The organism is Cupriavidus sp. OTU4054 (assembly GCF_038440175.1).
GTDB classification, from domain to species: domain Bacteria; phylum Pseudomonadota; class Gammaproteobacteria; order Burkholderiales; family Burkholderiaceae; genus Cupriavidus; species Cupriavidus pauculus_D.
This window is the reverse complement of the sequence record NZ_JASATF010000001.1, coordinates 1-23,739: the sequence shown is the minus strand read 5'-3', so window position 1 is coordinate 23,739 and position 23,739 is coordinate 1. Positions and strand designations below refer to the sequence as shown.

General features: G+C 63.1%; 30 protein-coding genes and 1 pseudogene. 15 read left to right on the top strand and 16 right to left on the bottom strand.

What is annotated here, in order from left to right; genetic code table 11:
• Nucleotide 1 precedes the first annotated feature (1 nt).
• From AAHB16_RS00155 to AAHB16_RS00140, 4 genes are all read right to left on the bottom strand, one after another.
• Complete coding sequence (locus AAHB16_RS00155) at nucleotides 2–298, bottom strand: antibiotic biosynthesis monooxygenase family protein (protein ID WP_342049732.1); 297 nt, start codon at nucleotides 296–298, stop codon at nucleotides 2–4.
• Nucleotides 288–1,265, bottom strand: coding sequence for a zinc-dependent alcohol dehydrogenase family protein (locus AAHB16_RS00150; RefSeq protein WP_342049731.1), 978 nt, complete (start codon nucleotides 1,263–1,265; stop codon nucleotides 288–290). Before AAHB16_RS00150 ends, AAHB16_RS00155 begins: the two co-directional genes overlap by 11 nt.
• A 74-nt stretch (nucleotides 1,266–1,339) precedes the next feature.
• Nucleotides 1,340–1,642, bottom strand: a complete 303-nt coding sequence (locus AAHB16_RS00145; RefSeq protein ID WP_150371820.1) for an ArsR/SmtB family transcription factor — start codon at nucleotides 1,640–1,642, stop codon at nucleotides 1,340–1,342.
• Nucleotides 1,643–1,710: 68 nt separating this feature from the next.
• Nucleotides 1,711–2,100: a helix-turn-helix domain-containing protein gene (locus AAHB16_RS00140; protein WP_342049730.1), complete on the bottom strand. Its 390-nt coding sequence runs from the start codon at nucleotides 2,098–2,100 to the stop codon at nucleotides 1,711–1,713.
• 223 nt (nucleotides 2,101–2,323) lie between these two features.
• Here AAHB16_RS00140 and AAHB16_RS00135 point away from each other — a divergent pair, with 223 nt between their 5' ends.
• The 11 genes and pseudogenes from AAHB16_RS00135 (at nucleotide 2,324) to AAHB16_RS00085 (ending at nucleotide 8,666) form a co-directional block, all read left to right on the top strand.
• The gene (locus AAHB16_RS00135; RefSeq protein WP_342049729.1) at nucleotides 2,324–2,482 is read left to right on the top strand and encodes a hypothetical protein; all 159 of its coding nucleotides are present in this window, start codon (nucleotides 2,324–2,326) and stop codon (nucleotides 2,480–2,482) included.
• Nucleotides 2,482–3,603 carry a replication initiation factor domain-containing protein gene (locus AAHB16_RS00130; protein WP_342049728.1) on the top strand — a complete coding sequence of 374 codons (1,122 nt, stop codon included), beginning with the start codon at nucleotides 2,482–2,484 and terminating at the stop codon, nucleotides 3,601–3,603. Before AAHB16_RS00135 ends, AAHB16_RS00130 begins: the two co-directional genes overlap by 1 nt.
• Nucleotides 3,596–3,886: a hypothetical protein gene (locus AAHB16_RS00125; RefSeq protein ID WP_342049727.1), complete on the top strand. Its 291-nt coding sequence runs from the start codon at nucleotides 3,596–3,598 to the stop codon at nucleotides 3,884–3,886. The genes AAHB16_RS00130 and AAHB16_RS00125 overlap by 8 nt, the downstream gene beginning before the upstream one ends.
• A 162-nt stretch (nucleotides 3,887–4,048) precedes the next feature.
• Complete coding sequence (locus AAHB16_RS00120) at nucleotides 4,049–4,258, top strand: major capsid protein (RefSeq protein WP_342049726.1); 210 nt, start codon at nucleotides 4,049–4,051, stop codon at nucleotides 4,256–4,258.
• A 3-nt stretch (nucleotides 4,259–4,261) separates the two neighbouring features.
• On the top strand, nucleotides 4,262–4,591 hold the full coding sequence (locus tag AAHB16_RS00115; RefSeq protein WP_342049725.1) for a hypothetical protein: 330 nt from the start codon (nucleotides 4,262–4,264) through the stop codon (nucleotides 4,589–4,591).
• Between the two features lie 154 nt (nucleotides 4,592–4,745).
• On the top strand, nucleotides 4,746–5,972 hold the full coding sequence (locus tag AAHB16_RS00110; protein WP_342049724.1) for a virulence factor TspB C-terminal domain-related protein: 1,227 nt from the start codon (nucleotides 4,746–4,748) through the stop codon (nucleotides 5,970–5,972).
• A complete protein-coding gene (locus AAHB16_RS00105) occupies nucleotides 5,972–6,247 on the top strand; it encodes a DUF2523 family protein (RefSeq protein ID WP_342050009.1) in 276 nt (91 codons plus the stop codon). The genes AAHB16_RS00110 and AAHB16_RS00105 overlap by 1 nt, the downstream gene beginning before the upstream one ends.
• Nucleotides 6,244–7,350, top strand: a complete 1,107-nt coding sequence (locus AAHB16_RS00100; RefSeq protein WP_342049723.1) for a zonular occludens toxin domain-containing protein — start codon at nucleotides 6,244–6,246, stop codon at nucleotides 7,348–7,350. Before AAHB16_RS00105 ends, AAHB16_RS00100 begins: the two co-directional genes overlap by 4 nt.
• Before the next feature lie 199 nt (nucleotides 7,351–7,549).
• Complete coding sequence (locus AAHB16_RS00095) at nucleotides 7,550–7,828, top strand: hypothetical protein (RefSeq protein ID WP_342049722.1); 279 nt, start codon at nucleotides 7,550–7,552, stop codon at nucleotides 7,826–7,828.
• Between the two features lie 163 nt (nucleotides 7,829–7,991).
• Nucleotides 7,992–8,173 (top strand): annotated as a pseudogene (locus tag AAHB16_RS00090) (ISNCY family transposase); the annotation flags it as partial.
• Nucleotides 8,174–8,315: 142 nt separating this feature from the next.
• Complete coding sequence (locus tag AAHB16_RS00085) at nucleotides 8,316–8,666, top strand: hypothetical protein (protein WP_342049721.1); 351 nt, start codon at nucleotides 8,316–8,318, stop codon at nucleotides 8,664–8,666.
• A gap of 646 nt (nucleotides 8,667–9,312) precedes the next feature.
• Here the strand turns inward: AAHB16_RS00085 and AAHB16_RS00080 are convergent.
• From AAHB16_RS00080 to AAHB16_RS00040, 9 genes are all read right to left on the bottom strand, one after another.
• Nucleotides 9,313–10,407: an acyltransferase family protein gene (locus AAHB16_RS00080; protein ID WP_342049720.1), complete on the bottom strand. Its 1,095-nt coding sequence runs from the start codon at nucleotides 10,405–10,407 to the stop codon at nucleotides 9,313–9,315.
• Nucleotides 10,404–11,234, bottom strand: coding sequence for a class D beta-lactamase (gene blaOXA / locus AAHB16_RS00075; RefSeq protein ID WP_342049719.1), 831 nt, complete (start codon nucleotides 11,232–11,234; stop codon nucleotides 10,404–10,406). The genes AAHB16_RS00080 and blaOXA overlap by 4 nt, the downstream gene beginning before the upstream one ends.
• A 2-nt stretch (nucleotides 11,235–11,236) precedes the next feature.
• A complete protein-coding gene (locus tag AAHB16_RS00070; RefSeq protein WP_150371811.1) occupies nucleotides 11,237–11,605 on the bottom strand; it encodes a DUF4180 domain-containing protein in 369 nt (122 codons plus the stop codon).
• Nucleotides 11,602–12,471: an alpha/beta fold hydrolase gene (locus AAHB16_RS00065; RefSeq protein WP_150371810.1), complete on the bottom strand. Its 870-nt coding sequence runs from the start codon at nucleotides 12,469–12,471 to the stop codon at nucleotides 11,602–11,604. Before AAHB16_RS00065 ends, AAHB16_RS00070 begins: the two co-directional genes overlap by 4 nt.
• On the bottom strand, nucleotides 12,468–12,893 hold the full coding sequence (locus AAHB16_RS00060; RefSeq protein ID WP_342049718.1) for a helix-turn-helix domain-containing protein: 426 nt from the start codon (nucleotides 12,891–12,893) through the stop codon (nucleotides 12,468–12,470). Before AAHB16_RS00060 ends, AAHB16_RS00065 begins: the two co-directional genes overlap by 4 nt.
• Before the next feature lie 426 nt (nucleotides 12,894–13,319).
• Complete coding sequence (locus AAHB16_RS00055; RefSeq protein WP_342049717.1) at nucleotides 13,320–14,147, bottom strand: TonB family protein; 828 nt, start codon at nucleotides 14,145–14,147, stop codon at nucleotides 13,320–13,322.
• 198 nt (nucleotides 14,148–14,345) lie between these two features.
• Nucleotides 14,346–14,987, bottom strand: a complete 642-nt coding sequence (locus AAHB16_RS00050; RefSeq protein WP_342049716.1) for a LysE family translocator — start codon at nucleotides 14,985–14,987, stop codon at nucleotides 14,346–14,348.
• Nucleotides 14,988–15,075: 88 nt separating this feature from the next.
• On the bottom strand, nucleotides 15,076–15,921 hold the full coding sequence (locus AAHB16_RS00045) for a helix-turn-helix transcriptional regulator (protein ID WP_342049715.1): 846 nt from the start codon (nucleotides 15,919–15,921) through the stop codon (nucleotides 15,076–15,078).
• Nucleotides 15,922–15,984: 63 nt separating this feature from the next.
• Nucleotides 15,985–16,896: a LysR family transcriptional regulator gene (locus AAHB16_RS00040; protein WP_150371805.1), complete on the bottom strand. Its 912-nt coding sequence runs from the start codon at nucleotides 16,894–16,896 to the stop codon at nucleotides 15,985–15,987.
• 128 nt (nucleotides 16,897–17,024) lie between these two features.
• Between AAHB16_RS00040 and AAHB16_RS00035 the strand changes: the two genes are divergently transcribed.
• From AAHB16_RS00035 to AAHB16_RS00020, 4 genes are all read left to right on the top strand, one after another.
• Nucleotides 17,025–17,996, top strand: a complete 972-nt coding sequence (locus tag AAHB16_RS00035) for a tripartite tricarboxylate transporter substrate binding protein (protein WP_191002212.1) — start codon at nucleotides 17,025–17,027, stop codon at nucleotides 17,994–17,996.
• Nucleotides 17,997–18,048: 52 nt separating this feature from the next.
• Nucleotides 18,049–19,041 (top strand): Bug family tripartite tricarboxylate transporter substrate binding protein, encoded by a 993-nt coding sequence (locus AAHB16_RS00030; protein WP_342049714.1) that lies wholly within the window; start codon nucleotides 18,049–18,051, stop codon nucleotides 19,039–19,041.
• Between the two features lie 2 nt (nucleotides 19,042–19,043).
• A complete protein-coding gene (locus AAHB16_RS00025) occupies nucleotides 19,044–19,775 on the top strand; it encodes an HpcH/HpaI aldolase/citrate lyase family protein (RefSeq protein ID WP_150371802.1) in 732 nt (243 codons plus the stop codon).
• Between the two features lie 67 nt (nucleotides 19,776–19,842).
• Nucleotides 19,843–20,763 (top strand): isocitrate lyase/PEP mutase family protein, encoded by a 921-nt coding sequence (locus AAHB16_RS00020; RefSeq protein ID WP_342049713.1) that lies wholly within the window; start codon nucleotides 19,843–19,845, stop codon nucleotides 20,761–20,763.
• A gap of 23 nt (nucleotides 20,764–20,786) precedes the next feature.
• Here the strand turns inward: AAHB16_RS00020 and AAHB16_RS00015 are convergent, their stop codons facing one another.
• The 3 genes from AAHB16_RS00015 to AAHB16_RS00005 form a co-directional block, all read right to left on the bottom strand.
• Nucleotides 20,787–21,596, bottom strand: coding sequence for an ABC transporter permease (locus AAHB16_RS00015; RefSeq protein ID WP_223851441.1), 810 nt, complete (start codon nucleotides 21,594–21,596; stop codon nucleotides 20,787–20,789).
• On the bottom strand, nucleotides 21,593–22,222 hold the full coding sequence (locus AAHB16_RS00010; RefSeq protein ID WP_342049712.1) for an ABC transporter ATP-binding protein: 630 nt from the start codon (nucleotides 22,220–22,222) through the stop codon (nucleotides 21,593–21,595). The genes AAHB16_RS00015 and AAHB16_RS00010 overlap by 4 nt, the downstream gene beginning before the upstream one ends.
• A 135-nt stretch (nucleotides 22,223–22,357) precedes the next feature.
• A partial coding sequence (locus tag AAHB16_RS00005; RefSeq protein ID WP_342049711.1) for an FUSC family protein occupies nucleotides 22,358–23,739 on the bottom strand: 1,382 nt, incomplete at its 5' end.

The following is a 23,739-nucleotide window of genomic DNA, read 5'->3' as shown; positions in this document are numbered from 1 at the left end:
TCTACGTTTTCCAGTCCCCTGCAACGTGATAAACCTTCGGTTCTTCCGAGAAATATGGCTCCAGTTCCAGCATGAATCGCCGATGATCGTCGCTCGATTCGAATCCCGGCGAATGATCGGCGAGCGATTGCCATTGCACGATCAGGTTGAATAGGAGGGGACTTTCGACCCCTTGCGCGAGCATGTGACCGCGGTATCCTTTTGCGCGCTCGAGCAGCGGGGCGACCCTGGCAAATGCGTCTCTGAACGTGTCGACGCGGTCGTGGCGCAGGGGGAGCAGGGCGATCTCATAGATCATGACGTCCCTCCGACACGGTAATCGCAATCTTTCCCTTGATGCCGTTATTGGGCGTCTCCAGCCGCGCATGCGCGAGCGGAATCTCGGCCAGCGAATAGACGGCGCCAACGTGGGGCCGCAACAGGCCGCGATCGACCAATGCACTCAGCTCGTCGAGCTTGCCGCGGTTTTGTCGCGTGAAGACAAAGTGGTAGCTCGCGTTCTTGCCCCAGGCCTGCACGACGTTCTGCGGCTGGGCAATGTCCACGATCGACACGACGCGGCCGAGCTGCGCAAGGGCGTCGGGGCTGCGTGACAGCGTGTCGCCGCCGATGGTGTCGAACACGACATCGACGCCGCGGCCTTCCGATTCCCGCATGACGGCGTCCACATAGTCTTCTTTCGTATAGTCGATGAGCACGTCGGCACCCAGCGTTCGGGCGAACTCGAAGTTGGCCTCGCGCACGGTCGTAAAGACTCTGGCGCCCATCGCCTTGGCGACCTGGATCGCCACATGCCCGACACCGCCCGCGCCGCCGTGAATCAGGATGCTTTCGCCGACGCGCAGGCCCGCGCGCACGACCAGTGCTTCCCACACGGTTCCGCCGACCAGGGACAGGCTCGCCGCCTCGAGATGACTCAGCGAGCGAGGCTTTCTGCCGACGATGCCTTCGGCGGCCACGTGATACTCGGCATAGCTGCCGGGTCCGTCAAAGATCTGCGGGGTGTACCAGACCTCGTCGCCCGGCGCGAAGGCGGTAACACCGGGGCCAACGGCCTCGATCACGCCGGACACGTCATGGCCGGTGATGGCCGGCAGCGGCACCAGATCGGGATAGTCGCCACGACGGACCTGATAGTCCAGCGGGTTGATGGACGTCGCATGGACCCGGACGAGAACCTGGCCAGCGTGCGGGACGGGCTTCGGGACGTCGCGAAGCTCGAACGACGCCGGGCCGCCAAATGATGTGAGTACGAGGGCTTTCATAGCATTCCTTTGTTTCGAAAAAACGGGATATCGAGAAATATCGATATAAACCGTCAAAAAAACAGGGCAACCCCTCAGAGGTCAGCCCCGATATGCTCGGCCAGCGCACGGATGGCGGCTTCGTCCCGCTTGTAATAGGTCCATTGACCGATGCGCCGGACTTCCACCAGACCCGCACGTTGCAGCGTCGCGAGGTAGTCGGACACGGTCGATTGCGACAGTCCGACGCCTTCCTGGATGCTGCTGACACACACGCCGACCGTGTGGACGTCACCTTCGTCCTGGGGAGGGAAATGCTTCTCGGGATCCTTCAAACCTTTGAGGATCTCGAGACGCGTGCGATTCGAGAGGGCTTTGAATACTTCGAGCAAGTCCATGGCCGGGAGTATATCGGAATATTCCGATATGCGAAGGGGGGTCGTCGGTTCCTATCCTTCTACGTCATTTAACATAATACGTGGCGTACCCCAAGCAAAACGGCGTCAATGCTGGCTTGCAGGGGAGGGGATGTCACAAATTTTGTGACACTAGCGGCCACGACGACGAGGCTGGCCGGGGCCGCTGCGTGGGCCATCCTCTTCGAAAAAACCTCCCACAGCGAGCGCTGGCCAGCGCGGTCAGCGCGGTCCATGTCAGCAGCCATGATGATCGGCATGGGGTCGGCCATATCGAGGGCCTGCGCCAAGCTTAGGCACGCCTCGTTGTCTGGGATCCGTTTTCCTGTGCGGTATTGGCTCACGGTGTTTTGGCTCACCCCGAGCATCCGCGCCAGGGCGGTATCGCTCGTCAGGTTGTGGCGTTCAATTGCCGCGTCCATATATTTTTCGATTCGCATGTCTACCCCTCGGAAGCAGTACTTGTGACAATCTCGATGGAGATTACTATCTCGATCGAGATGGAATCTCCATCGAGATGACGTCACAAGCATAACGACAAAACGGGAAGGGGTAAACGATGTTCTTCGTGGTCACCACTTTGGCGGCGCTCGCTGCCGCACGCCTCGGCTGGCATGCCGCCGGCTGGCTCGCTTCCCAAATCCTCGGCTCGGTGTGGGGTTCGTGATGTTGGAATTCCTGCTTGGCTATCTCATCGGCGCGTCCGCGTCGTCCTCTACCCCTGCATCTGACAGCACGCAAGTCGTGGCCGCTGTGCTGTTGATCGTCGGCATCGTGCTTGCAGCCATCTGGTTGGTGCGCGGCTTTAAGCGGAGCCTGTGATGGCGAGCAAACGCGTAGTGCAGGTCAACCCCCACACCGGCGAGCTTCTCGGCGTGAGCCCGTTCTCTCGCTCCCTCGGTGACGTTGTGCTCGATGTTTTGGAGCCTTCGCGCCGCGATGGTTCTACCCCCCGTCCTGTAACACGGGGGGAATTGGAACTTGCCGATGGTCTCGACGGTGTTCGAACGAAAATCGACTGGCTGCATGCGTCGTGGCAGGTGAAGGGCACGGATGGGGACCCAGTGTGGGTGCGCGATATGCTGTTCACCGAGGGCTTTTCGTTCATCCGCCGCGAGGGCAAGGGGCTGTTCGGGTTCGCTGAGTCGGAAGACATCATGTATCGCGTCGGCGGCGAGCTACAACGCGTTGCGGTGATCGCGTGGGGAGGGCAGGGCAAGCAGGCTGACATGGCTTTCTTGCAGGTCACCGGCACGGGTTGCAATGCCCTCCACCTGAACGACGATCGTATCGATCGTCTCAACCTGCGCACCGTGCTCGAATCGGTGAACGCCACTATCACGCGCCTCGATATCTGCTTCGACACGGAAGCGCTCGGCGTGCTCGATTGTTGGGCCGCATATCAGGCGGGCCGGTTCAATGCGTACGGTGGTCGTGGCACGCAGCCTTCGTACGATCAGGCCGGAGACTGGCTTGAGCATCAGGGCAGGGGGCGCACGCTCTATATCGGCAAGGCCAAAAACGGCAAGCTGATCCGGTGCTATGAGAAGGGCAAGCAGTTGGGTGATCCTGACTCGCCGTGGCTGCGCCTTGAAGTGCAATGGGGCAATCGTGATCGCGTGATCCCCTATGACGCCTTGGTCGATACCGATGCCTATTTCGTGGGTGCTGCGGATTTTTTCTCCACTGTCTTGGCTTCCGTCCCGCGCATGGTCAAGACGATTTCTAAGGGCGCGGCCATCGTGGCGGAGAAGCTTGTCACCCACGGGCGCGATGCATACGGCAGGCTGATTCACCAGCTTGTGCGCGCCAAATTTTCAGCAGAACAAATCGTTTCAATGCTTCGGCGCGAGGGCGCTCCGAAGCGCATGGTGCCGTTCGTCCTGAAGGAAACGGACACCTTCTTTCCCAGTGGTTTTTTCCCGGAGATAGCTCATGGCTGAAGCAGTCGCACAACCCAAAATCGGCGCGAATCAGGCGCTCATCGTTGGTCGTATCGAAGACGTGACGTCGCTCGATAACGGCGGTTTCGATACCTCGCTGGCGATGCCTGCGCCCGATTCGTTCACGTCGCCTTCGTTCGTGCACGTCTACTCCGACAAGCGCATCGGCCAGAAGGGCGAAACGGTCAACGTGCTGGTGGATGTGCGCGGCTTCCGTCAGCGCATCAACGGCAAGCAGGGCCAGTGGGTCAAGTACACCAACGTTCTGCGCGCGGTGCAGTAGGCGTGTGCCGTGTAGGTGACGGCGGGATGCGACAGCGTAGCGGGCGCGCCCGGCGTAACCGAAGCGGGCGGGGGTCGTAGAGGGGTCAATCAGATTTTTCCTGTGTGGTGGGCTTGAACAATCCACCACGCTTTTTCCAACCCTAACCATACGGGGGTCAACATGTTCAACAAGCTCAACGGTTCCAAGGCTCTGATCGCCGCAGCTATCGCTGCTCTGGCTGCTGCTGCCACCTCGGTGCAGGCTGCGGTTCCGACCGAAGTCACGACCGCTCTGACCGATGCGAAGACCGACGTTGCGTCGATTGCCGCCGCCGCTCTGATCGTGATCATCGTGGCGGTCGGTTTCAAGATGATGCGTCGGGGTATCTGACGCATGGACGGGGCTCTGGTGGGCGGGCGCTGCTTCGTCAGCCAGGACGCTGCCGCCGATGCGTATTTCAGCGGCGCGGCCCCGTCGCAAACACCGGGAGGTACCACGTACCTCTCGGCGTTTGTGAAGGATTCTGGTGTGTGGAAGCTGCGGCGGTATCAGGTTGACTCGAGCGGAGGTATCGCGATGCTTTCTGACGCGACGATGCCTGTGATGTCTTTCGCGCCGTGCGATCCCTCAGGGGATTTCAAGGACGGCATGACGATGGGGTGGGGCGTAGTCGCCGCGATGGCTATCGCGTGGGCTGTGACCGTGATGAAAAGGGGGCTGTGATGCTCGCTACTGACTTCTGGCTTTGGGCCGGATTCCTACTGCCGGTGCTTCCGGCAGTTGTCATTTTTAAGGGGCTGTGATGCCTTGGCTCGCGGTGTTGGCGATGGTACTCGCGGCGGTCGCCGTCCGCCCCGTGGATGCCGCCACGATACCCATGCAGCTACCTGCAAACGTGGTGGCGCAGGGCGGCGCCTACGCAGGCGGCGGGGCTGCTTCCTATGCTGGCGGTGTCATGTCATCGGGCGTTGCTGCGACGGTCGGGGGAAGGGCCGTCACGGTGCCTGTGAATTGGCGCATTGGCATCGGTGCGGGCCGTATTGCTGCCAACGCTGTCCGTCTTAATCCTATTGGGCTTGGCGTCGGCGTGGTAGCCAATTGGCTGCTGGATTACGGCATTCAGAAATGCAACGACGGTACGTGGTGTACGAAGCCGACAAGTGAGCAGGCACCGAACGGAAAGCCGTTTCCGGTCGCTGATGGTGCGTTGCGTGCTTCGCCGGTCAAGGCTCCTGTGAGGTATTTTGAACTCAGTGATGGCATTGGCGCCTGCACCTACATTTCCAGCAATTACGACAGCAGGGCGTTCTCTGGCTTTCGGGCTGTGCCCGTTTCTGGCGGCAATTTTCAGTGCTTTGCGACACCTGCTGGCGGTAGCGAGTTTTCACAGGGCAGTACTACGAAGTACGTCGGCCCATGTCCCTCGGGTTATGCAACGTCGAATGGCATGTGTGTTCCGCCCGGTTATGTGCCCGGAAACTCGTCGGTGCCGGCGACCGATGCTGATTGGGCCAAGGTGCCAGCAAACACGTTGCCTGACGGAGTCGCGAACGTGCTTACTCAGGAGCGCGGGCTTATCCCTCTGTCTCCTGAGCCTTCGACGTTGCCAGTCAAGGTAGAGCTCTCGCAGCGCTATACCGACCCTGTGACGGGCAAACAGTACGTGGACATGGGGTATGTCACTGTGACCGGTCCTGACGTGACCAAGGGCGATTTACAGGTGGTTCGGCAGGAGGTGGATTCGACCGGCAAGCCTGTCACGGATCCCACTACGGGTCAGGACAAACCGCCTGAGGCGACGAAGAACGATTGTGCGGGCTCGACGAAGCTCGGTTGCATGGAAGCGGGCGATATCCCGGAGGGTCCGAACCTGAACGAGAAGGAGATCAACGTCAGCATCACGCCGGACACGGGGTGGGGCGCGGATAACGCCGGTTGTCCTGCGGATGTCGTTGTGTCGATGCGCACGCCCGGGGCTCAGCCTGCGGTGTTTTCCTATCAGCCTGTTTGCAAGGCGGCCGACATGTTCAGGCCCATCGTACTTGGTCTCGCGTGGGTAGCTGCTGTGCTCATTGCGTTGGGCGTCAACCGGAGGGGTGAGTGATGGGTGGTCTCGCTGGCTTCTTGATGGGGCTGATAGGCCCGCTTGCGCGTCAGGCGCTGGTGGCGCTCGGCATTGGGTTGATCACCTATGTTGGCGTGGATACGGCTGTCACGGGCGCGCTTACGGCGGCTAAGGGTTACATGGGACAGGTCCCGGCGGATATCGCCACACTGTGTGCACGTGGTGGGCTTTTCACGGCGATGTCGGTCATTGCTGGTGGTATCACCGCGCGTGTTTCGATGATGATTCTCAAACGGATGGGACGGGTCGTATGAGCGCTGGCACGCAACCAATTACGCTGATTACTGCTACGCCGGGTGGTGGCAAAACTGCTTTGGCGGTCAAGATCATGAAGGAGGCTGCGGACAAGGGCCGACCGATTTTCCAGCTAGGCATTCCGGATCTCAAGCTGCCGTATATCCCCACGCCCGCGGTGAAGGACTGGACAGAGCTTCGGGTTGATCCCGATGATCCGGATCAGAACGAACTGCCGTACTTCACGTTTCCTGAAAACTCCCTCATTGTTTTGGACGAGGCGCAGCGAATTTTCCGGGTCAGGCCTAATGGTGCGAAGGTTCCGGATCATGTTGCTGCGTTTGAGACGGTACGTCACACCGGCGTGACGTTCTTGCTCATGACGCAGAATCCGTCGTTCCTCGATTCGCATATCCGCAAGCTCGTGGGCCAGCATATCCACCTGCGCGATGTGGGCTTGATGGGTCGTTGGTACTACGAGTGGCCGGAGTGTGCGAATCCTGAGAGTTTTAGCACGGCGCCGATCAAGAAAAAGTGGGCGCTGCCGAAGGAAAGCTTTCCGCTGTACAAGTCGTCGAGCTTGCATATCAAGCGCAAGTATTCGATCCCGCCAGTGATGGTCATGATCGCGGCTTGTGCGGTCCTGCTGTTGGTTCTGGGGTGGCGGATGTTCTCTAGCTTCTCTGAGAAAGTGGCACCGGCGACGGCAACGACGGCGACGGTGCATGAGGCCTCTAAGGGTGCATCGGGTGTGGAGGGGGTGCCGGTCGTGAAAGCGGCGCAGCCAGCGCCGCCAAGCGTCCGGACAAACGATGGTGGCGAGTACCTTGCTGCCTTCATGCCGGTCGCGCCGGGTCGGCCTGAGTCGGCACCGGCCTATACGGAGCTTCGCCAGGTCAAGGCTATGCCGATCGTTTCTGGTGGTGCATGCATGAAAGGGCACTGCAAGTGCTACAACCAGCAGGGTACTGACGCAGGGCTCGATGACATGCAATGCAAGGACTGGCTCAAGAGTCCGCCGTTCGATCCGTACCGTGACCCCGTGGGGTCGCCTATCCCCGATGCGAAAGACGCTCCTGCGGCTTCGCGCGCAGCGCCAGATGTATCCGTGGCAGGCGTCTAGCGTCAGGAGTGTCAGCGCGCTTGTCCGCACGATAGAGCGCGACTGCATATCCCTGTGCTCGTATCGGTTCCGCCCTCTAAGGGCACTCCGCTGACCGAGTAGCGGGCCTCGCGATGGCGGTCGTCGTTAGGCGCAGGTCCGTTTCAAGAGCAACCCCTCCCTAAAAGCCAGCCCACGGCGTCAATCCCACTGAGGGCGCATGCAATCGAGCGTGCACGCGCCGTTCTCTTTCTGCATGACACAAGACGAAACGCGCCTTGTCGCCCGCGAGATCAGGCGGCTCTACTGGTTCATCCGGGTGTACCCGCGCGGGCGCTTCGATGCGTTGCGGCGACGCTACTACCGCAGGATTGCGGCAGAAAAAAAACGCCTGCTGGATGCAGGCGTATCGAAGCGAGAGGTGCTGAATTTGGTGGCGTGCTGCCGCTCACGGCGCTGTCGTCGGCTTCGCTGCCGCGACTGCCCGCATTTGACATAATACGTGTTGTACATCATTTCGATTGTCAGGGCCAAATCAGAGTGTCCGCTTCCCGGACCTATACGGGTAGCGCCTGAGCTGGAACCGGGACGGCCCGATGGCCTGGTGTCGCATCAGCGCGGCCAGCCCGGGCACCGCCAGCTGCCGCGGTTGCAAAACGAGCCAGGCCAAGGGCCGTGTCGAACGGATGAATGGCACGCTGCAGGACCGGCTGGTGAAGGAGCTGCGCCTACGCGGCATCAGCTCGATGGCCGACGCCAACGCCTATGCGCCCGCCTTCATCGCCGACTTCAACGCCCGGTTCGCCAAGGGTTCCACGCAGCGATTTCAACGCGCACCGGCCGATACACAACCATGAGGACTTACGGCGCGTCTTTTGCTGGCGCGAATGGTGCAAGGTCACTCACAGCCTGAGCCTCCAGTACGACAAGACGTTGTACCTGCTCGAGGATCTTCCGGCCGGCAGCTGATCCATCGCTACATCGAGGTGGCCGAATATCCCGACGGCGCAATCGAGCTATGGGCGGACGACACCTCCCTGCCCTACACCACCCACTATCGCTATCCAGACGTCGACCAGGCCGCGATCGTCGAGAACAAGCGGCTGGGCCATGTACTGGGGATTGCGCAGAAGGTGCAGGCGCTACGCGACAACCGGCACTACGCGGGGCCCTCGCGCACTATGTCAGGCGTGCCGCCATGCCCTCAGCCTGTCACACCGGGCGCGCGACGCCAGCGACAAATCAACCGCCTCGATCTGGAGCGCGCGATGCGGCAAAGTCCTTTGGCCACGGTGTCGGACGATGACCCGACTCAGGTCGTACCGCATGTCGAATGACCGGCGGCTTCCGACCCATAGCGGTCCTTCAGTGTCTTTCCATAGCGGACGTTCATCAGCTATCCAGAGAAGGTCAACAGTCGACCATGCGCCATAGCAAACATGATCATGCGTGGGCGCCTATTGCTTAAAGATGCTGTCCTGAAAGGCATGAAGAAGATGGGCGCCACTCACTTCGTTTCCCGTCTTATAGGCTATGAGCGAGGCGTCCAATAGTCTGAATAGTGTCTCTTCCTGATCTGAGTCTCGCGGGCAAACAAACGCTATTCCCCGACGAAGTTCAACGAAAGCCCTATCTAGATCCATTTGCACGTCCGGGGCCAAATAGTCCTCGATAGGAAAGCGATTGGGAGCGCGAAGCACCACGTATCCGATGAAGTTATAGAGCGAATCAATATCTCTAACCCATACCATCTTCGTCTCCCCGCAACGGAGTAAATTCGAGTCGCCGTATGAAGTTGAAACTGGCTTCCTCATCTTCAATCATGAGAGGTCCTTAGAACGCCAGATGTGAAATTGTCGACGATCCGGACTTTTCCGTCGACAGTCCGCTCCTGGCCGATCTGAGACGTCCACGGACGGGCTATGCTCACAGTTTTCCGCCGCTAGCCCGCCGCGAGGCGTCCGTCATCGGCGCCAGAAGTGGTCATTCATATGCAAGCCTGCTAAAGGGGCGCGAAAATAAATTGGCTACGACGTGCGCCACCACTAAAGAGCAAACGAAGTACGTCGCGAGAAGCCCCATCTTTAGGGCGGATGAGGCAGTGTTCGCCGGAATGGCGGTGCGCATCAGTCCCAAGACGATCAAGTGAAACAAGTAGATCTCGTAGCTGAGCCGACCACAAAAGGTCAGGCATTGGCGACCGGCACTACCCGTCGATGTAGTTTGCCTCGAGGCGCCAGCTAGCAGGAAACTCGTCCCCAGCGCCATTCCCGTCACGCCCAGCACATTGCTCCGCGCAATGGGCCAGCACAGGTATAGCAGCGCCATTGCCAGCATCACCATGCCCTGCAGCCAGCCCTTCGAGATCCATCGATACGTGCCTCGTTGAGTCAGGATCGCCGTACAGCAGCCGATGGCGATTCCGTCGAAGCACGCCATGTAAGAATAGAGAAAGCCGCCTTCATCCCCCTGATGCGCGAGGCGGTACAAGGGGCCCGTCACGACGAACAGCAACCAGAAGGCGAAGATGCGGCGTGTGCTGCGGAACATCAGGCAAACAAGAGGAAACACCAGGTAGAACACCCCCTCGACGGACAGTGACCAAAGCACCCCCAGCGGATAATTCACCCAGCCATGCTGCGCAATCAGTACGTTCATCCAGAACGTGATGCTCGCCAGGCAGATCATCCACATCGGTAACGGTGGCTCGCCAAATCCCCGGTTCTGAAAGAGTGTCCCGCCGAGCGCTGCCAAGCTAGTAACGATCGCCAGCAGCAAGAGGACACACGGCAAAATGCGCGCCATCCGCAGCGCGTAGAAGCGGATTGCATCGATGGCTTCGAGCCGCCCCCATCGACGCAAGGTGTTGGCCGTCATCAGATAGCCGGAAATCACGAAGAAGATGGTCACGCCGTAGTTGCCGTTGCGGGCAATCGCGTGCACGACGGGCCAACCGAGGACTGTCGCCAGCAGCGTTTCTTTGAGCGGATAAGCGATGTTGAAATGATGGAACAGCACCAACAGAATGGACACGCCGCGCAGCGCGTCGATATGTGCATTGCGCTGGCCGACGCTCATCGCTGGCGACTCGCGCGATTGTCGTCCATTGCCTCCACCAGTACGGGAAAGTCCGCCAGCAGGCTATCGCGGGCTCGCAGTCCGGCGTTGGGCTGAGTAGGCTTGTCATCCTGGATGAGGCGTGCGAACAGGCGTTTCTGGCCTCCCTTGATGGCCCAACCCACAAACCAACCATAGGCATGTGCCGGATCGTAGCGACCATCCGAACCCGGTGAACCCGTACCGGTCTTGCCGTGGATTTCCCACCCGTCCAGTGCAGCCGCAATCAGTGTGATCCTGCCGGTCATTTCATACGCTTGCGCGCTGACGGGCAGTTGCCGGTTCACCAGCCTGCGCAGGAAGACAATCTGCTCCGACGGCGATATGCGCAGCGATGAATTGATCCAGGCCCCCTCCATTCCATTGCGCTTGCCCGGTTCCCCCGACACATCGTGGTTGCCATAGCCGAAGTCGCGCGCATAGCGTTGGAATTTTGCCTCTCCCAGCTGGTGCGCCACGCGCTGTGAGAACCAGACTACCGAATACTGCATCCATCGGCTGGCGTCGGTGGATTGGCGCCAGGCATCGCCGCCCCAATCTGGATATCCCGGCTGATATGGCCACGCCGGCGTGTGCTCGTCCTGCAAGACACCTGCATCGAAACCCATCAGGCTGATGGCGATCTTGAAGGTGGAGGCCGGCGTGACCCGGCTGGTGCAGTCTCCACTCTGAAGGACGGCACCGCTCTTCGACGCATCGGCGACGATCGTGCATATCGTCCGCGCCGACGCCGCGGTCGAAAGAAGTCCACTTACGATCAGGAGCGCAAAAATCGATGTCTTACGCATTTCTACTTCTCCAGGAGTCGGGTTTCCAGATCCGTGAGACTGTCAAGAAACCAAACGGCGCTGCCACGATTGGATTCCCGCAAATAGTCTGCAAGTGCCCGACTCCTATGCAGGTGGGGACCGATATCGCCGAGGATGGCGAGCGGTATGCGATAGTTCACGAAGCGTTGGACAATGCGGCCCGCCAGTCCGGACGACAAATCGAAGAAGGCATCGTCCAGGCGGCTTGTATCGATGGCCACCAGATGCGCGCGATGCTCCCACGCTGCGCCGAGGACGGCGTCCGTATCGCCTTCGCTGGCAATACGCTCTTCCTCGGCGGGGCAATGCAATACCCGGGTCGAGCCGAACTGGACGATCACGCTTCTCATGATGCTCTGCGCGTCTGAGGCGCGAGGAGGAATGAATGGATGGTTGCCGCTTCACGGGGAATGAAGTGAAAAGCGTCCTGCCTCCAGTGGATACGGGCGTGCGGCACACACTGTTGAAGCCGAGCCTGGGTGTGGCCGGAGTCAAGCAGCACGTCTTTTCCCGCCAGCACGGCCACGACCGGCATGCCCAGCGAACGCAGCGCGGCATCGCTGAATCTTGGTAGCACGAAGGGCCGGATGCGCACATGCAAGCCGATGTACTCCATGAGCGCTGCAACCTTGGCATGGAAAGGCGACAGCTTGCCGGCAACAGGACCGATGACCATGGTGCGGATCCTGCGCAGCCCCCACTGTCCGAGCATTAGATAAGGCCAGGCCTTGAGCAGGAATGGACGCTGCCGCCCTATGCCCGCAGGCGAGATGAGGGCCAACTGCGCGACCCGCGCAGGACGCGATATCGCGAAGTTCAACGCTATCCACGCGCCAAGTGAAATGCCAACGAAGGAGGCCTTCGCCAGTCCCAGCGCGTCCATCACTTCGTCGAGCCAGGGCACGGCCGCGCCATCGATCGGGACAAGACGGGAAGCCGTACTCAGGCCGGGTTCACCTGGAATGTCGAGGATATGGACACGGAACTGCTGCGACCATGTGGCCGCATCCGCCAGCCAGCTAGCCGAGTTGGCCTGGGCACCGTGCAGCAGCACCAGCGGCGGCCCGTCGACAGGGCCGCATGAGAGCACGAAGGTTTCTCCGGTACCACTCGGCACCATGCGCTGGGTATGAGTGATGTCCCATTCGTCCAGCAGCTCGCGATAGCGCGTCAAGGCCACGCGTTCGGCATGGTTCGTCTTGAACATCGCCATCATCGCGCCGCGTCCAGGAAAGACGCGAGCGCCTCCAGCACGGTTGCGGCGTCCTTGGGTGACCCAACCACGATGATTTTCAGATCGCCCTCAAGCGGGTTGTGAACCGTATCAACGTGCATCGGCCCGTCGCGTTCCTGCCGGCTGATCAGTAAAGCCTGAAGGCTGATTGCAATGCGGTCGGCAAATGTCGCCGAAATCTTCGGCACATCGATGATGCTCGTCGTGCGTACTACGACTCTGCCCTGCTCGGACGTCGGTGCCGCCAAACCAGCAAAGCCATCCAAGTCTTTACCGGAGATCCGATAGGACTTACCGATCTTAGAGGCGCGCAGGCGCCCTTCCTTGATATGGCGCAGCACTGTCTTGACGTGCAACTTCAGTTGTCTGGCTACTTCCTCAACCGTGTATGTGTTTCCATGCATAGCGCACATTCTACGACCAAATACTCCTTATTGCTACTAAAATAGGTAGCAATAAGGATCAGTCCTCGACCAAGACGCGATCGTCGCGAACATACGGCTCGGCCACGTACTGGAGATCGCGCAGAAGGTACGGGCGCTACGCGACAACCGCCATCACGAGGGGCCGTCACGAACCATGTCAGGCGTGCCGCCAGGCGCCCCACCTGTTCCGCCGAATGCGCGTCGTCAGCGACAGATCAACCGCCTCGATCTCGAGCGCGCGATGCGCCAAAGTCCGCTGGCCAAGGTGTCGGACGATGACCCGACTCAGGTCGGACCTCATGTCGAATGACCGGCGGCTTCCGACTGTGGATTCAACCGGTCGATGCAACAGCATGATGGAATCGTTCTGCCGGTGTATCGAAGTTTAGTGTTTTGAACTCCTAGTCAGCGCAGCTCGAAGCTGATGGGCTGGATGGCCGTGACCGAAATTGCCTTGCCCTCGTGGATGAACGGTGCGCATCGCATCGCTTGCACCGCTCTCTCTGCAGCGTCGTCCAGCGATTGAAAGTTCGAGGACTTGACGACCAAGGTCATGAACACGATGCCTTGCGGGTTGATCCAGACGCGGACGTTGGCTTTGCCGGTCTGGTTGTCTCGGATGGCCTCTCTGGGGTACGAGGGGGTCGGTCTTGTGCAGGCGATCTCGCCTATCGCTCGCTCCAGGATACGAGGGTCGGTGATCGGCTCGAAGCTTGGCCCGGGTGCCGACGCATGCCGCGTCTTGCAAGCCTCCAAGGTAGCCTCTGACGCCGATGCGAGTTCGTGGACCATCTGGCTGACAGTGGCGGGGTTCATGAGCTTGCGCCCAGCGTCCGATTCGGCGAACACGCGCAAGTCGACGGACTGCTCGGGCGTCAAGGCCGCGCGCGGGGCCCGGTACACGGCCTGCTCCGCATAGAGTTGGCCGGTGGGTGTCGCGAGAAACCGCCGTGCCTGATGCAGTTCGTCCTCCGTCAGCTCGCGACGAAGGGCGGGAACGAGCCGTTGGCCCATGTCCGCGGCGCTCCATCCGCCCACACAGCTCACTGCCCACTTCATCCGCTCCTGCCGCCAGTAGTCGCGAGCCAGACTCGAGCGCGCCTTTTCGGCGAAAAATACGGTGGCGATATTGCCTGCCTCTGCGTCGGTTAGCGGCTCGACCCGCGGCGTCGCGCAGCCGGCGACAGCAGTTATTACCGCGAGAAGGGACAACCGTGGATCGAGTCTCGGCATGTTTTATCAGGGGCGACGCGGCCTTGGCAGGTTCTATCGGCGGAGAGCCTAGCAGAACGCATCTCGGCGCAGCAGTGTCGTGAAGTGGGGTGTTGGAGACAAGAGACGGCTCAACCCACGTATATGGCCGGCTGCGAGATGCCCCCTGCCGTTGCACCTTCTCTCTCGTCAGCGGAAACCCAGCTGCGGTGGCATGGCTCAACGCAGCAAAAGCACCATGATCACGCCAAGTGCGAGCACGATCAGAATTAGCCCGGAGATGCGTTCCAGCCAAGGCAGCATCCGTGCAAAGCGCCGCAGCACGCGCTGGTGGCCAATCAGGACGGCTATCGCCAGGTCGTAAAGCAGCACCACACTGAACATCCAAGTCCCGTAGAGCGCCTTCCACCCCTCACTGGCGTGCGGACCTGTCAGCATCGCGGCCAGACTGGCATAGAACAGCGCGTTCTTCGGGTTGAGGATGCCAGAGACGAACCCCATGCCGGCGGCACGTCGCCAGGCGACGAGTGGATGCGTGAGCGGCGCGTCCCGGCCAACGGATGCCGCCCCCCTGAGGTCATTGCTGCCGGCGCACCGCACGAACAGCGCGCCGATATAGAGCAAATAGGCGCAGCCGGCCAACTGCAGAACCACGAACACGGTCGTGTCCGGCCGCAGCACGGCGGTGCCGGCGAATGCCGCAACGATGAACACCCCGTTGGCGATGGCGATGCCAAGACAGGCGCCGCTGGCGATGCGCCAGCCAGCCGACAGGGATGTTCGGGCGATCAGGAAGAAGTCAGGGCCGGGAGACAGCAGCGCCAGGAAATGGGCTGCGGCGATCATCAAGAACTGCTGCATTCAATTTACACCTGCGAACATTTCTCGCAGTGTGCCGAGCGCGGCGCGCTCTGTATTGAAGGAAATTGCAGTCGTACCGTTTCCGCTGCTACGCGCGGAAGCGGCCTGGCGTGATGCCCGCATGCGCCTTGAAAACCCGCTGAAAATGCGCCTGATCGGCAAAGCCGAGGTCCTGCGCCACGTCCGCGATGCGGTCTCCGGCCCGAATCCGCTCCCTTGCCAGATTGATGCGTTGGCTCAGTTGCCACGCATGCGGCGTCAGGCCGGTGACTGCGCGGAAAGCGCGGATCAGCTGGTAGCGACTCATCTCCGCCAGTTGCGCCAGTTCGTCCAAAGGCATGTTGGAAGCGGGCGCGGTGCGAAGGCAATCGAGGGCTGGCCGGATTTGCGCGAGCAGGTTCGACGGCGCGTCTGGCGCTTCGATGCGCAGGCCCTGCCCCGTGTCGCAGTCGCCGATGAACATGATCAACGCGGCTTCTTTCTCGCACGGGCGCGCCTCGGAGAACAGCAACGCGTTGAGTTCGCAGAAGCGTGCGTAGGCCGACGGGTCGGCCACGATCCTTATTGGCTCGGCAGCTAGCGGGTGGGCCTGCGCATACTCCATCCGGACGGCCTGGAGCCAGGCCGCGTCCAGGTGCAGCATCTGGTAGCACCAAGCCGCTTCCGGTGCCGGGTTGCAGGCATGCACGCGTGTCGCGGGCACGAATACGAGCGTGCCGGGGTGCAGCGCGACCGGACCGTCGGTGCCGCCGTCGAAGACACTGTGGCCGTCGTCGACGGCACCAATGGAAAAGGTGGGATGGTGGTGCGGCTTGTAGCAGGCTCGGCTATGGCAGGCACGGCGGCTCTCGACGAAAGGCATACTCGGGTCGTGCCAGAACAGTTGCGTCGACTTGTTGCGCGGTGCTGCACGAGAAGGCGAATGGGCTGACATCCAGTGCTTTCGGTATCGGTGGGAAGATGGGTGTGAGTCAGCGAACCGTCACTGTCCACATCGCTATGTCGCAGCCGGCCACAGCGGTGAAGGCATCAGGAAATTCGCTTCGGCGCGGACGATCTCGCGGAGGACGCGGACCACCGCTCGCGGGTCGTCGGTACGCCAGTGGAAGCAATAGTTCAGGTTGTACGGCGGCGGATCGCTGACTAACGCGACCAGTCTGCCCGATGCCAGGAATGGCGCCACGTAGGCCGTGGGAAACGTACTGATGCCCACGCCCGCCATCACCAGCGTGATCAACGCCGCAAGGCTGTTGCAGACGAGTGCGTGCGGAATGGCCACGCCGACGTGCGCGCGCCAGCGTTCCACTTCGCGCGAGAGTCTGGCGTCGGCGCTGAGCGTGATCATGGGATGCTCGCTGAAATGCGCGGGCGTCAGCACCGTGCCGGCAGGCAGCCGTTCGGGCGATGCCATCCACCGGTATTCCAGCTCGCCGACCTTCTCGTGCGAGAGGTTGGGCGACGCCGAGGGGCCCGGCACGATCGCGAAATCGAGTTCGCCCCGCTCCAGCATCCGCTCGAGCTTGCTGGTCAACTCCACATGCGGCTCCAGCACCAGATCCGGATGCTCGCGCCGCACGCGGGCGACGAACGCCGGGAACCACGTCGATGCCACCAGCTCACTGATGCCGAACCGGCACGATCCACGCAACGTGCCCTGCGTGTCGAGGTCCGAGCGGATCAGGCTTTCGAGTTCGAGCATGCGGCCCGCGTGCTCGAGCAGCCGAACGCCGGCGTCGGTGATCACTGCCCGCTGGCCCGCACGGTCGAACAGCGGCTTGCCCAGATCGGCTTCCAGCTCAGCAATACGCTTGGACAGCGACGACTGGGTGACACACAGCCGCGCGGCGGCCAGCGAGAAGCTGCCGAGTTTGGCGGCCCAGAAGAAGGCTTCGAGCTGCTTGATGGTCAATTCCGGGTTCCTTTCGTCCGCACATTCGCTTTATGCATGGGGAGGGGTGAAGATTCTTCGCTTTTTCTCCGGACGTCCACTCCGTAATCTCCATGCATCGGGCAGGTTCGATGCCCCAAGGAGATTGCATGCGCTTCCCGCACCTTGCCTCGGCAGCCTCGCTGTTCTGCGCCGCCCTCGCCCTTCCCTCGATCGCGCTGGCGGAATGGCCCGACGACCGCCCCATCCAGGTGCTGGTCGGCTTTGCCGCCGGCGGCGCCACGGACACGATGGCCCGTGCCATGGCACCCGTCATCGCGCGCCACCTTGGGCCGCGCGCCAACCTGATCGTCGTCAACAAGCCCGGTGCCGCCAGCGAGATTTCCAACCTGAGCCTGATGAACGCCCGCAAGGACGGCTACACGATCGGCGTGGTGAATCTGCCTGCGATGGCATTCTCGCCGCTGTACCGCAAGACCAGCTTCGACCCAGCCGCGCTGACGCTCGTGGCCCGCGTGATGAGCGACCCGACGATTCTCGTGGCGAAGCAGGACAGCCCCTACGCGACGCTCAAGGACGTCGTGAGCGCCCTCAAGGCCCATCCGTCGTCGCTGTCGTTTGGGCATAACGGCGTCGGTACCAATGGCCATCTGGCGCTGATGCAGCTGGCCAGCAGCGCAGGCGTGAAGATGAACGAGATTCCGTTCAACGGCACCACGCAATCGAAGACGGCGCTGTTCGGCGGTCATATCGATTTCGCCGCGATCACGGTAAGCGAATTGCGCGAAGCGGGCAAAGAGGCCGTGCCGCTCAAGGTGCTCGCCCAGATGGCGGACCAGCGCTCGCCAGCGCTCCCGAAAATCCCCACGGCCAACGAGCAAGGCTTCAACGACGTCATGCCGGCCGAACGCGGCTTTGCCGTGCCCCGCGGAACGCCGCCGGATATCGGCGAACGCCTGCAGGCAGCGATCGCGGCCACCATGCAAGACCCCGAGTACCTGAAGCGTGCCGGCGAGGATGCGCCCGCGCTGGCATATCTGCCCGGTGCGGCATGGACCCAGGCCATCGCCGGCCGCGCGGAGATGATGCGCAAGCTTGCCGCCGCGATGCCAAAGGAATAGGCGGTACCTCGAGTCCGCGCGCACGCTTTCCGTCGTTTCATTCTTCCCTGCCATGCCCTATCCCATCGCCCTGTTCCGCCGTGCTGTCGCGATCGGCCTGCCCTGCCTCGCCGCGCTCGCGCCCGTTACGCCCGCCTCCGCCGCCGAGTTTCCCGACAAGCCGATTCGGCTGATCGTACCGTATCCTGCCGGCGGCACCACCGACATCGTCGGTCGCGCACTCGCCCGCGAACTGTCGGCCAGATTGGGCCAGCCGGTCGTGGTGGACAACCGGGCCGGTGCCGGCGGCATGCTGGGCGCGGCCGCAGTGGCGCGGGCCGAGGCCGATGGCTATACGCTGGGCGTTGCCACCGTCAGCACGCTGGCCACCGCGCCGCTCACCACGCGCCAGCCGGCCTACAATCCGCTTACCGATTTCACACCGATCGGTCTGGTCGCCTTCGTGCCGAATGTGCTGACCGTCAATCCGCAGGTCCCCGCAAAGAACCTCGCCGAATTCATCGCGCTGCTCAAGGCCAATCCCGGCAAATACTCGTATGCGAGTTCCGGCGTGGGCGGCATCGCGCATCTGGACGGCGAGTTGTTCAAGAGCCTGACCCATACCCAGATGGATCACATCCCGTATCGCGGCTCGGGCCCGGCGCTCAACGATACCGTTGCCGGCCAGGTGACCGCGCAGTTCGATAACGTCTCGTCGTCGCTGACCTTTATCAAGGCCGGCAAGCTGCGCGCGCTCGCCGTCGCGTCGAGCAGCCGCATTCCGGAGCTGCCGGACGTACCCACCTACGCCGAGGCCGGTTTCCCGAAGCTGAACAATATGGCGTGGTTCGGACTGGTGGGACCAAAGAACCTGCCCCCGGCCGTCGCCAAACGGCTTGCGGATGCCAATTTGCAGGCCGTGCAGAGTCCGGAGCTGATCGCCGTGCTCCGTCGCAATGGCGCCAACGCAGCAGCGAAGCCGCCCGCGGCGTTCGTCGAGGTGATCCAGCACGAGTACGCGCTGCGCAAGACGATCGTTACCGAACAGCACATCACGGCGGACTGAGCATGGCAGAGATCCGGCAGTTCCCGTGGCAGTCGATGCTTTACGTGCCCGCGCACGACGCGGAACGGTTGCGCGCCGCCCTCGGCAGTGACGCGCATGCCGTCGTTCTCGATCTCGAGGATTTCGTTCCGGACGCGTCCAAGCCCGCTGCGCGCGATGCGCTGACGAACAGCGCAGCGACGCTGCGCGAGCACGGTATGGGCGTCGTGGTCCGCATCAATCGGTCGCTCGAGCAGGCCGTTGCGGACCTGCGCTGCGCTGTGCTGGAAGCGGTGGACGCCATCATGGTCACCAAGGTCATGGGGGCCGATCATCTGACGCTGCTGGACGAACTGGTCGGCGAACTCGAAGACGCGCGCGGGTTGCCGCACGGGCGTATCAAGCTGATCGCACTGATCGAGACGGCTGCCGCCACGCAGCGCATGGCCGAAATCTGCCAGGCTGGCGGGCGGCTGCGCGCAGTGGGACTGGGCGGCGAGGATATTGCCCGGGAGTGCGGCTTCCGCGCGAGCGCGGAGACGCTGCTGCCGCTCAAGCAGCAACTGATCTATGCGGCGTTTGCCGGCGGCGTGACACCGATAGGCTTTCTGGCGAGCGTGGCCGACAAGTCCGGACCGGACGCATTTGCCGCGATGGTGGCGCGCTCGCGCGAGTTCGGCTTCCGCGTCGCCACGTGCCTCACGGCTGCGCAGGTGGCGACCGTCAATGCGGTCTATGGGCCCGCGGAACGCTGATTCATTCACGGATACTTCTATGGCAATCGATATCGCGCCCTCTATGCGGCAATCCATGCGCCCATCCATGCGGCAATCCACGCGGCAACAGAAGAACGCTGCCCTGCGGCGCCTGCTGACGGACACCCCGTTCGTCGTCGCGCCGGCCGTGCACGACATGTTCAGCCTGCGGCTGGCCGAACAGGCGGGCTTCGACAGCGCTTGCATCAGCGGGGCCATGCTCTCCTACAGTTTGCTCGGCGTTCCGGACATCGGCCTGCTGACGCTGACCGAATGCGTGGAGCATTGCCGGCGCCTGACGCGACATGCCCGCATCCCCATCACGGCCGACGGCGATGCCGGCTATGGGAATCCACGCGGTGTGCACCACGCGGTGGAGTTGTTCGAGGATGCGGGCGCCGCCGGACTCAATATCGAAGATCAGGTCGTGCCGCGCCGGTGGGGCAGCACGCGCCGCAAGGAGGTCGTGCCCGTCGGCGAGATGGTCGCCAAACTGGCGGCGGCCGTGCGGGCGCGCGTCGACGACAACTTCATGATCATTGCCCGCACCGACGCGTTCGGCGTGGAGCCGATCGGGCAGATCATGGCGCGGGCCCGTGCGTATCAGGATGCGGGCGCCGACATGCTGTTGCCGATCGGACCGGTGAGCGCGACATGCGAGGCCGATGTCGAGGCACTCGTGCGCGCGCTCCGGATTCCGGTGACGCTGAGCGCCGGTACCGGCCTGCAGCCCGCGGCATCGGCCGGCCATCTCACGCTCGAACGCATGCGCGAGATTGGCGTGCGGCGCGCCAGCCTCACTACCCTGCTTCCACTGGCCGCCATGCGCGGCATGGGGCAGTCGCTTGGCACGCTGCAGGAGGCATTGCAGCCAGCTTCCGCGTCGACGGCGGAGAGCCCCGCCATGTCGCCGACGATCGATGCGCTATTCGATACCGCCGGCCAGATGGCATTCGAGGAAGCGCTTCTGGAATCCTGGGCGCGCTGAATGATGAATCCGGCCGGTCCGTCTCACCGGCGGACCAGCCGGTCGAGCCGCAGCCGATGCCGCTCGTCGGTCAGCCGCGCCACCGCAAGGAGCGCCGCCACGGTAACGCCGAGCATGCTGCCGCCGGCCAGCAGGAACATCAGCAGGATCTGATACTGGGCGGCCGCGATGGGATCCATGCCCGCCAGGATCTGACCGGTCATGATGCCGGGCATCGTGATGATGCCGGCCGCGGCCATCGTGTTCAGCGTCGGCATCAGTCCCGTCCTCACACCCTGCTTCACCACGCCCCGCAGGGCCGTGAACCGGTCGTCGCCGAGCGCCAGCCTTGCCTCGATGGCCGCGCGCTGATGCCAGACCGCGTTGAACGTGGCGCCAAGCGTCAGGCTCGCGGCGTTCATGACATTGCCCAGCACGATGCCGGCCAGCGGAATCGCGTGACGCGGGTCGTACCACGGCGTGGGCTGCAGCGCGGTCGTCAGGGCCAGCACCGTGACCACGACCGTGGGCAGGAACACCGAGGCCGCGCCGATGGCGATATGGATCGGCCCGGACAACCGACGCTCCTGCCGCGCGCCGACTTCGCGCGCGGCCGCCGCGATCATCGCGGCCACGGTCAGCGCAGTGACCCACGGCGATGCCAGCCCGAACACGATCCGCAGCAAAAAACCTACGACCAGCAACTGCGCGACCATGCGGATGGCCGACCACATCAGCGTGCGATGGACGCCAAGGGACAGCAGCAGCGACGCTCCGGCGCTGGCCAGCACGAACCCGCTGGCGAGAACCAGGTCCATCGCGGAGAGCGGGTCGGGCGCGATGGTGCCGGTCATCGTCCGTTCTCCAGTCCGTGCGGGCCCATCCGATAGTGCGCGGTGCCCATTCTGGCGGCCTGCTCGTCGTGGTGCGACACCATGAGGATGCCCACGCCCTCTTCCAGCCGCTCCCGCAGCACGGTTTCGACGGCCCGCGTGGACGCCTGATCCAGACCCGAGGTCGGCTCGTCGAGCAACAGGATGTCCGGCCGGCGCACCAGCGCGCGGATCAGTGCGAGCCGCTGCTTCTCGCCGGTGGAGACGCGGCTGACCGGCGATGACAGGATCGCGGGCGGCAGGCAAAGGGGTGCAAGCAAGGCGCTGGCAGCCGCGATATCCGACATATGCGCGCCCACCTCGTCCTCCCACCAGCCGGACTCGGCGGGCACATAAATGACGCGCCGCCGCCATTCCGGCGCACTGACCGCCGATCGCTGCGTGTCGTCGAGCGCGACGTCGCCCTCGTTCGGATCGAGATCGGCAATCATTCTCAGCAGCAGACTCTTGCCCGATCCGGACGGCCCGCTCAACACGACGCACTGCCCGCGCGCCACGCTCAATGAAAACGGCCCGCGCCCGACGCCAGCCATCCCGGAGACCCGCAACCCCATATCCTCCTCCGCCATTGCATATGGCTTGAGCATATGCGCAATGGGATGCCGGACGCTACCCCGGCGGCCGGCGAGGTCGCGCCCATGCGACGCGGCGCGCTCTCCGGCATCGCTTGCGTGGCGCAATTAACGCTGCCGTAAGGTTCGTGCGCTAGGCTGGTTCGCAGGTCAGGCTCGCGAGGTCGACAATGTCAGGCTCAGCACCACGAGCGCGCTCTCGACCCGCAGTGCCAGGTCCCGATCGCCGAGCAGCGATGCCTCGGCAATCGCCGCACGGATCCATGTCTCGAGTTCCGGCGGGACGGGCGCGGCATCGCCCGTTTGGGACTGCGCGCGAAAATGGCGCGCGACAATGCTGAGCACGCGCCGCACCGACCGGCGCAGCGGGCCCGTCAGCGAAGGCATCGCACGCTGCAGGGCCACGGTGCAATAGCCGATCTGCAGTTCGGCGAACCCATCCGATGCGATCCGTCCGCGGGTCGCGCCAAGACGCGGCATCAATTGCCCCAGCCGGTCGAGCATGCGCGCGCCCAGCCGGGAGCGCTCATCGGGAAGCCCTCTGTCGGCGGCATGCCATGTGGCCGCGCGCGCGAGATCGCGCCAGCTGGCGCCGATCAGCCGGCGCGCCACGACCTGCGCGCCGAACGGGCGCACGAGGATGGCCCACAGCGGCGCAAACAGCAGGGCCGCCGCGTTCGCGAGATATGTGTTGAACAGGCCAAGAAAGTTGGCGTCATGGACGCTCTGCACGTTGGTGAACGATGCCGTCGTGATGGCCAGGAGCATCGCCACCACGTTGTAGCCCGGACGTGCGATCAGGGCGCCCAGGGCCACGTAAGGCATGGCCAGCATGCCGGCCAGCGTCTCGAACGTTTCGGCGCAAGGCAGCACCACGAACAGATAGAACAGGGAGATGGCCGCGCAGACCGCGCCCCAGCGAACGAACAGACGGGCCACGGGTCGCGGCTCGTGGACGGTCGCGAAGAAGCAGCAGGCGATGGACGACAGCGCCACCGGTCCCCCACCCTCTTCCCAGCCGGAAAGTATCCACAGCATTCCGGCGCAGAAAACGGCCAGCCCGGCCGACATGGCGTTGAACAGCAGCATGGCGTGATCGTGGTGCAGGTCCGCGGCGGCGTCCCGCCCGCCGGCCGCAAGCGGACGGACGGGCGTCTCTGCACCCCGGACGCCGCGGTCACCGATCCCCTGCTGCAACGCCGTGCAACTGGCCATCAGGGCGTCCAGCCGTGCCCGCAGGCCCGCCGCGGCCGTCTCGAGCGCGGCGCGTGGCAGCCGGGCCGGTGCATCGTCGCGCATGGCATGCAGCACGCTCTCCAGCCCGGACAGGATGGGCATGACGCTGGACATGCGCGCGCGCAGCGTACGTGCGCGGGCCACCGTCTCCCGGCTCTCCGTATCGAACGACAGCTGTTCGATCAGGTGGTCGAGTGCGAGCATGTCCGTGGGCCCCCCGGGGGCGGGGGGGGGCCCCCCTGGGCCCGGCCGCGCCACACCCACGGCCGCCTTGATCGCGAATGCGCTCTCGCAGA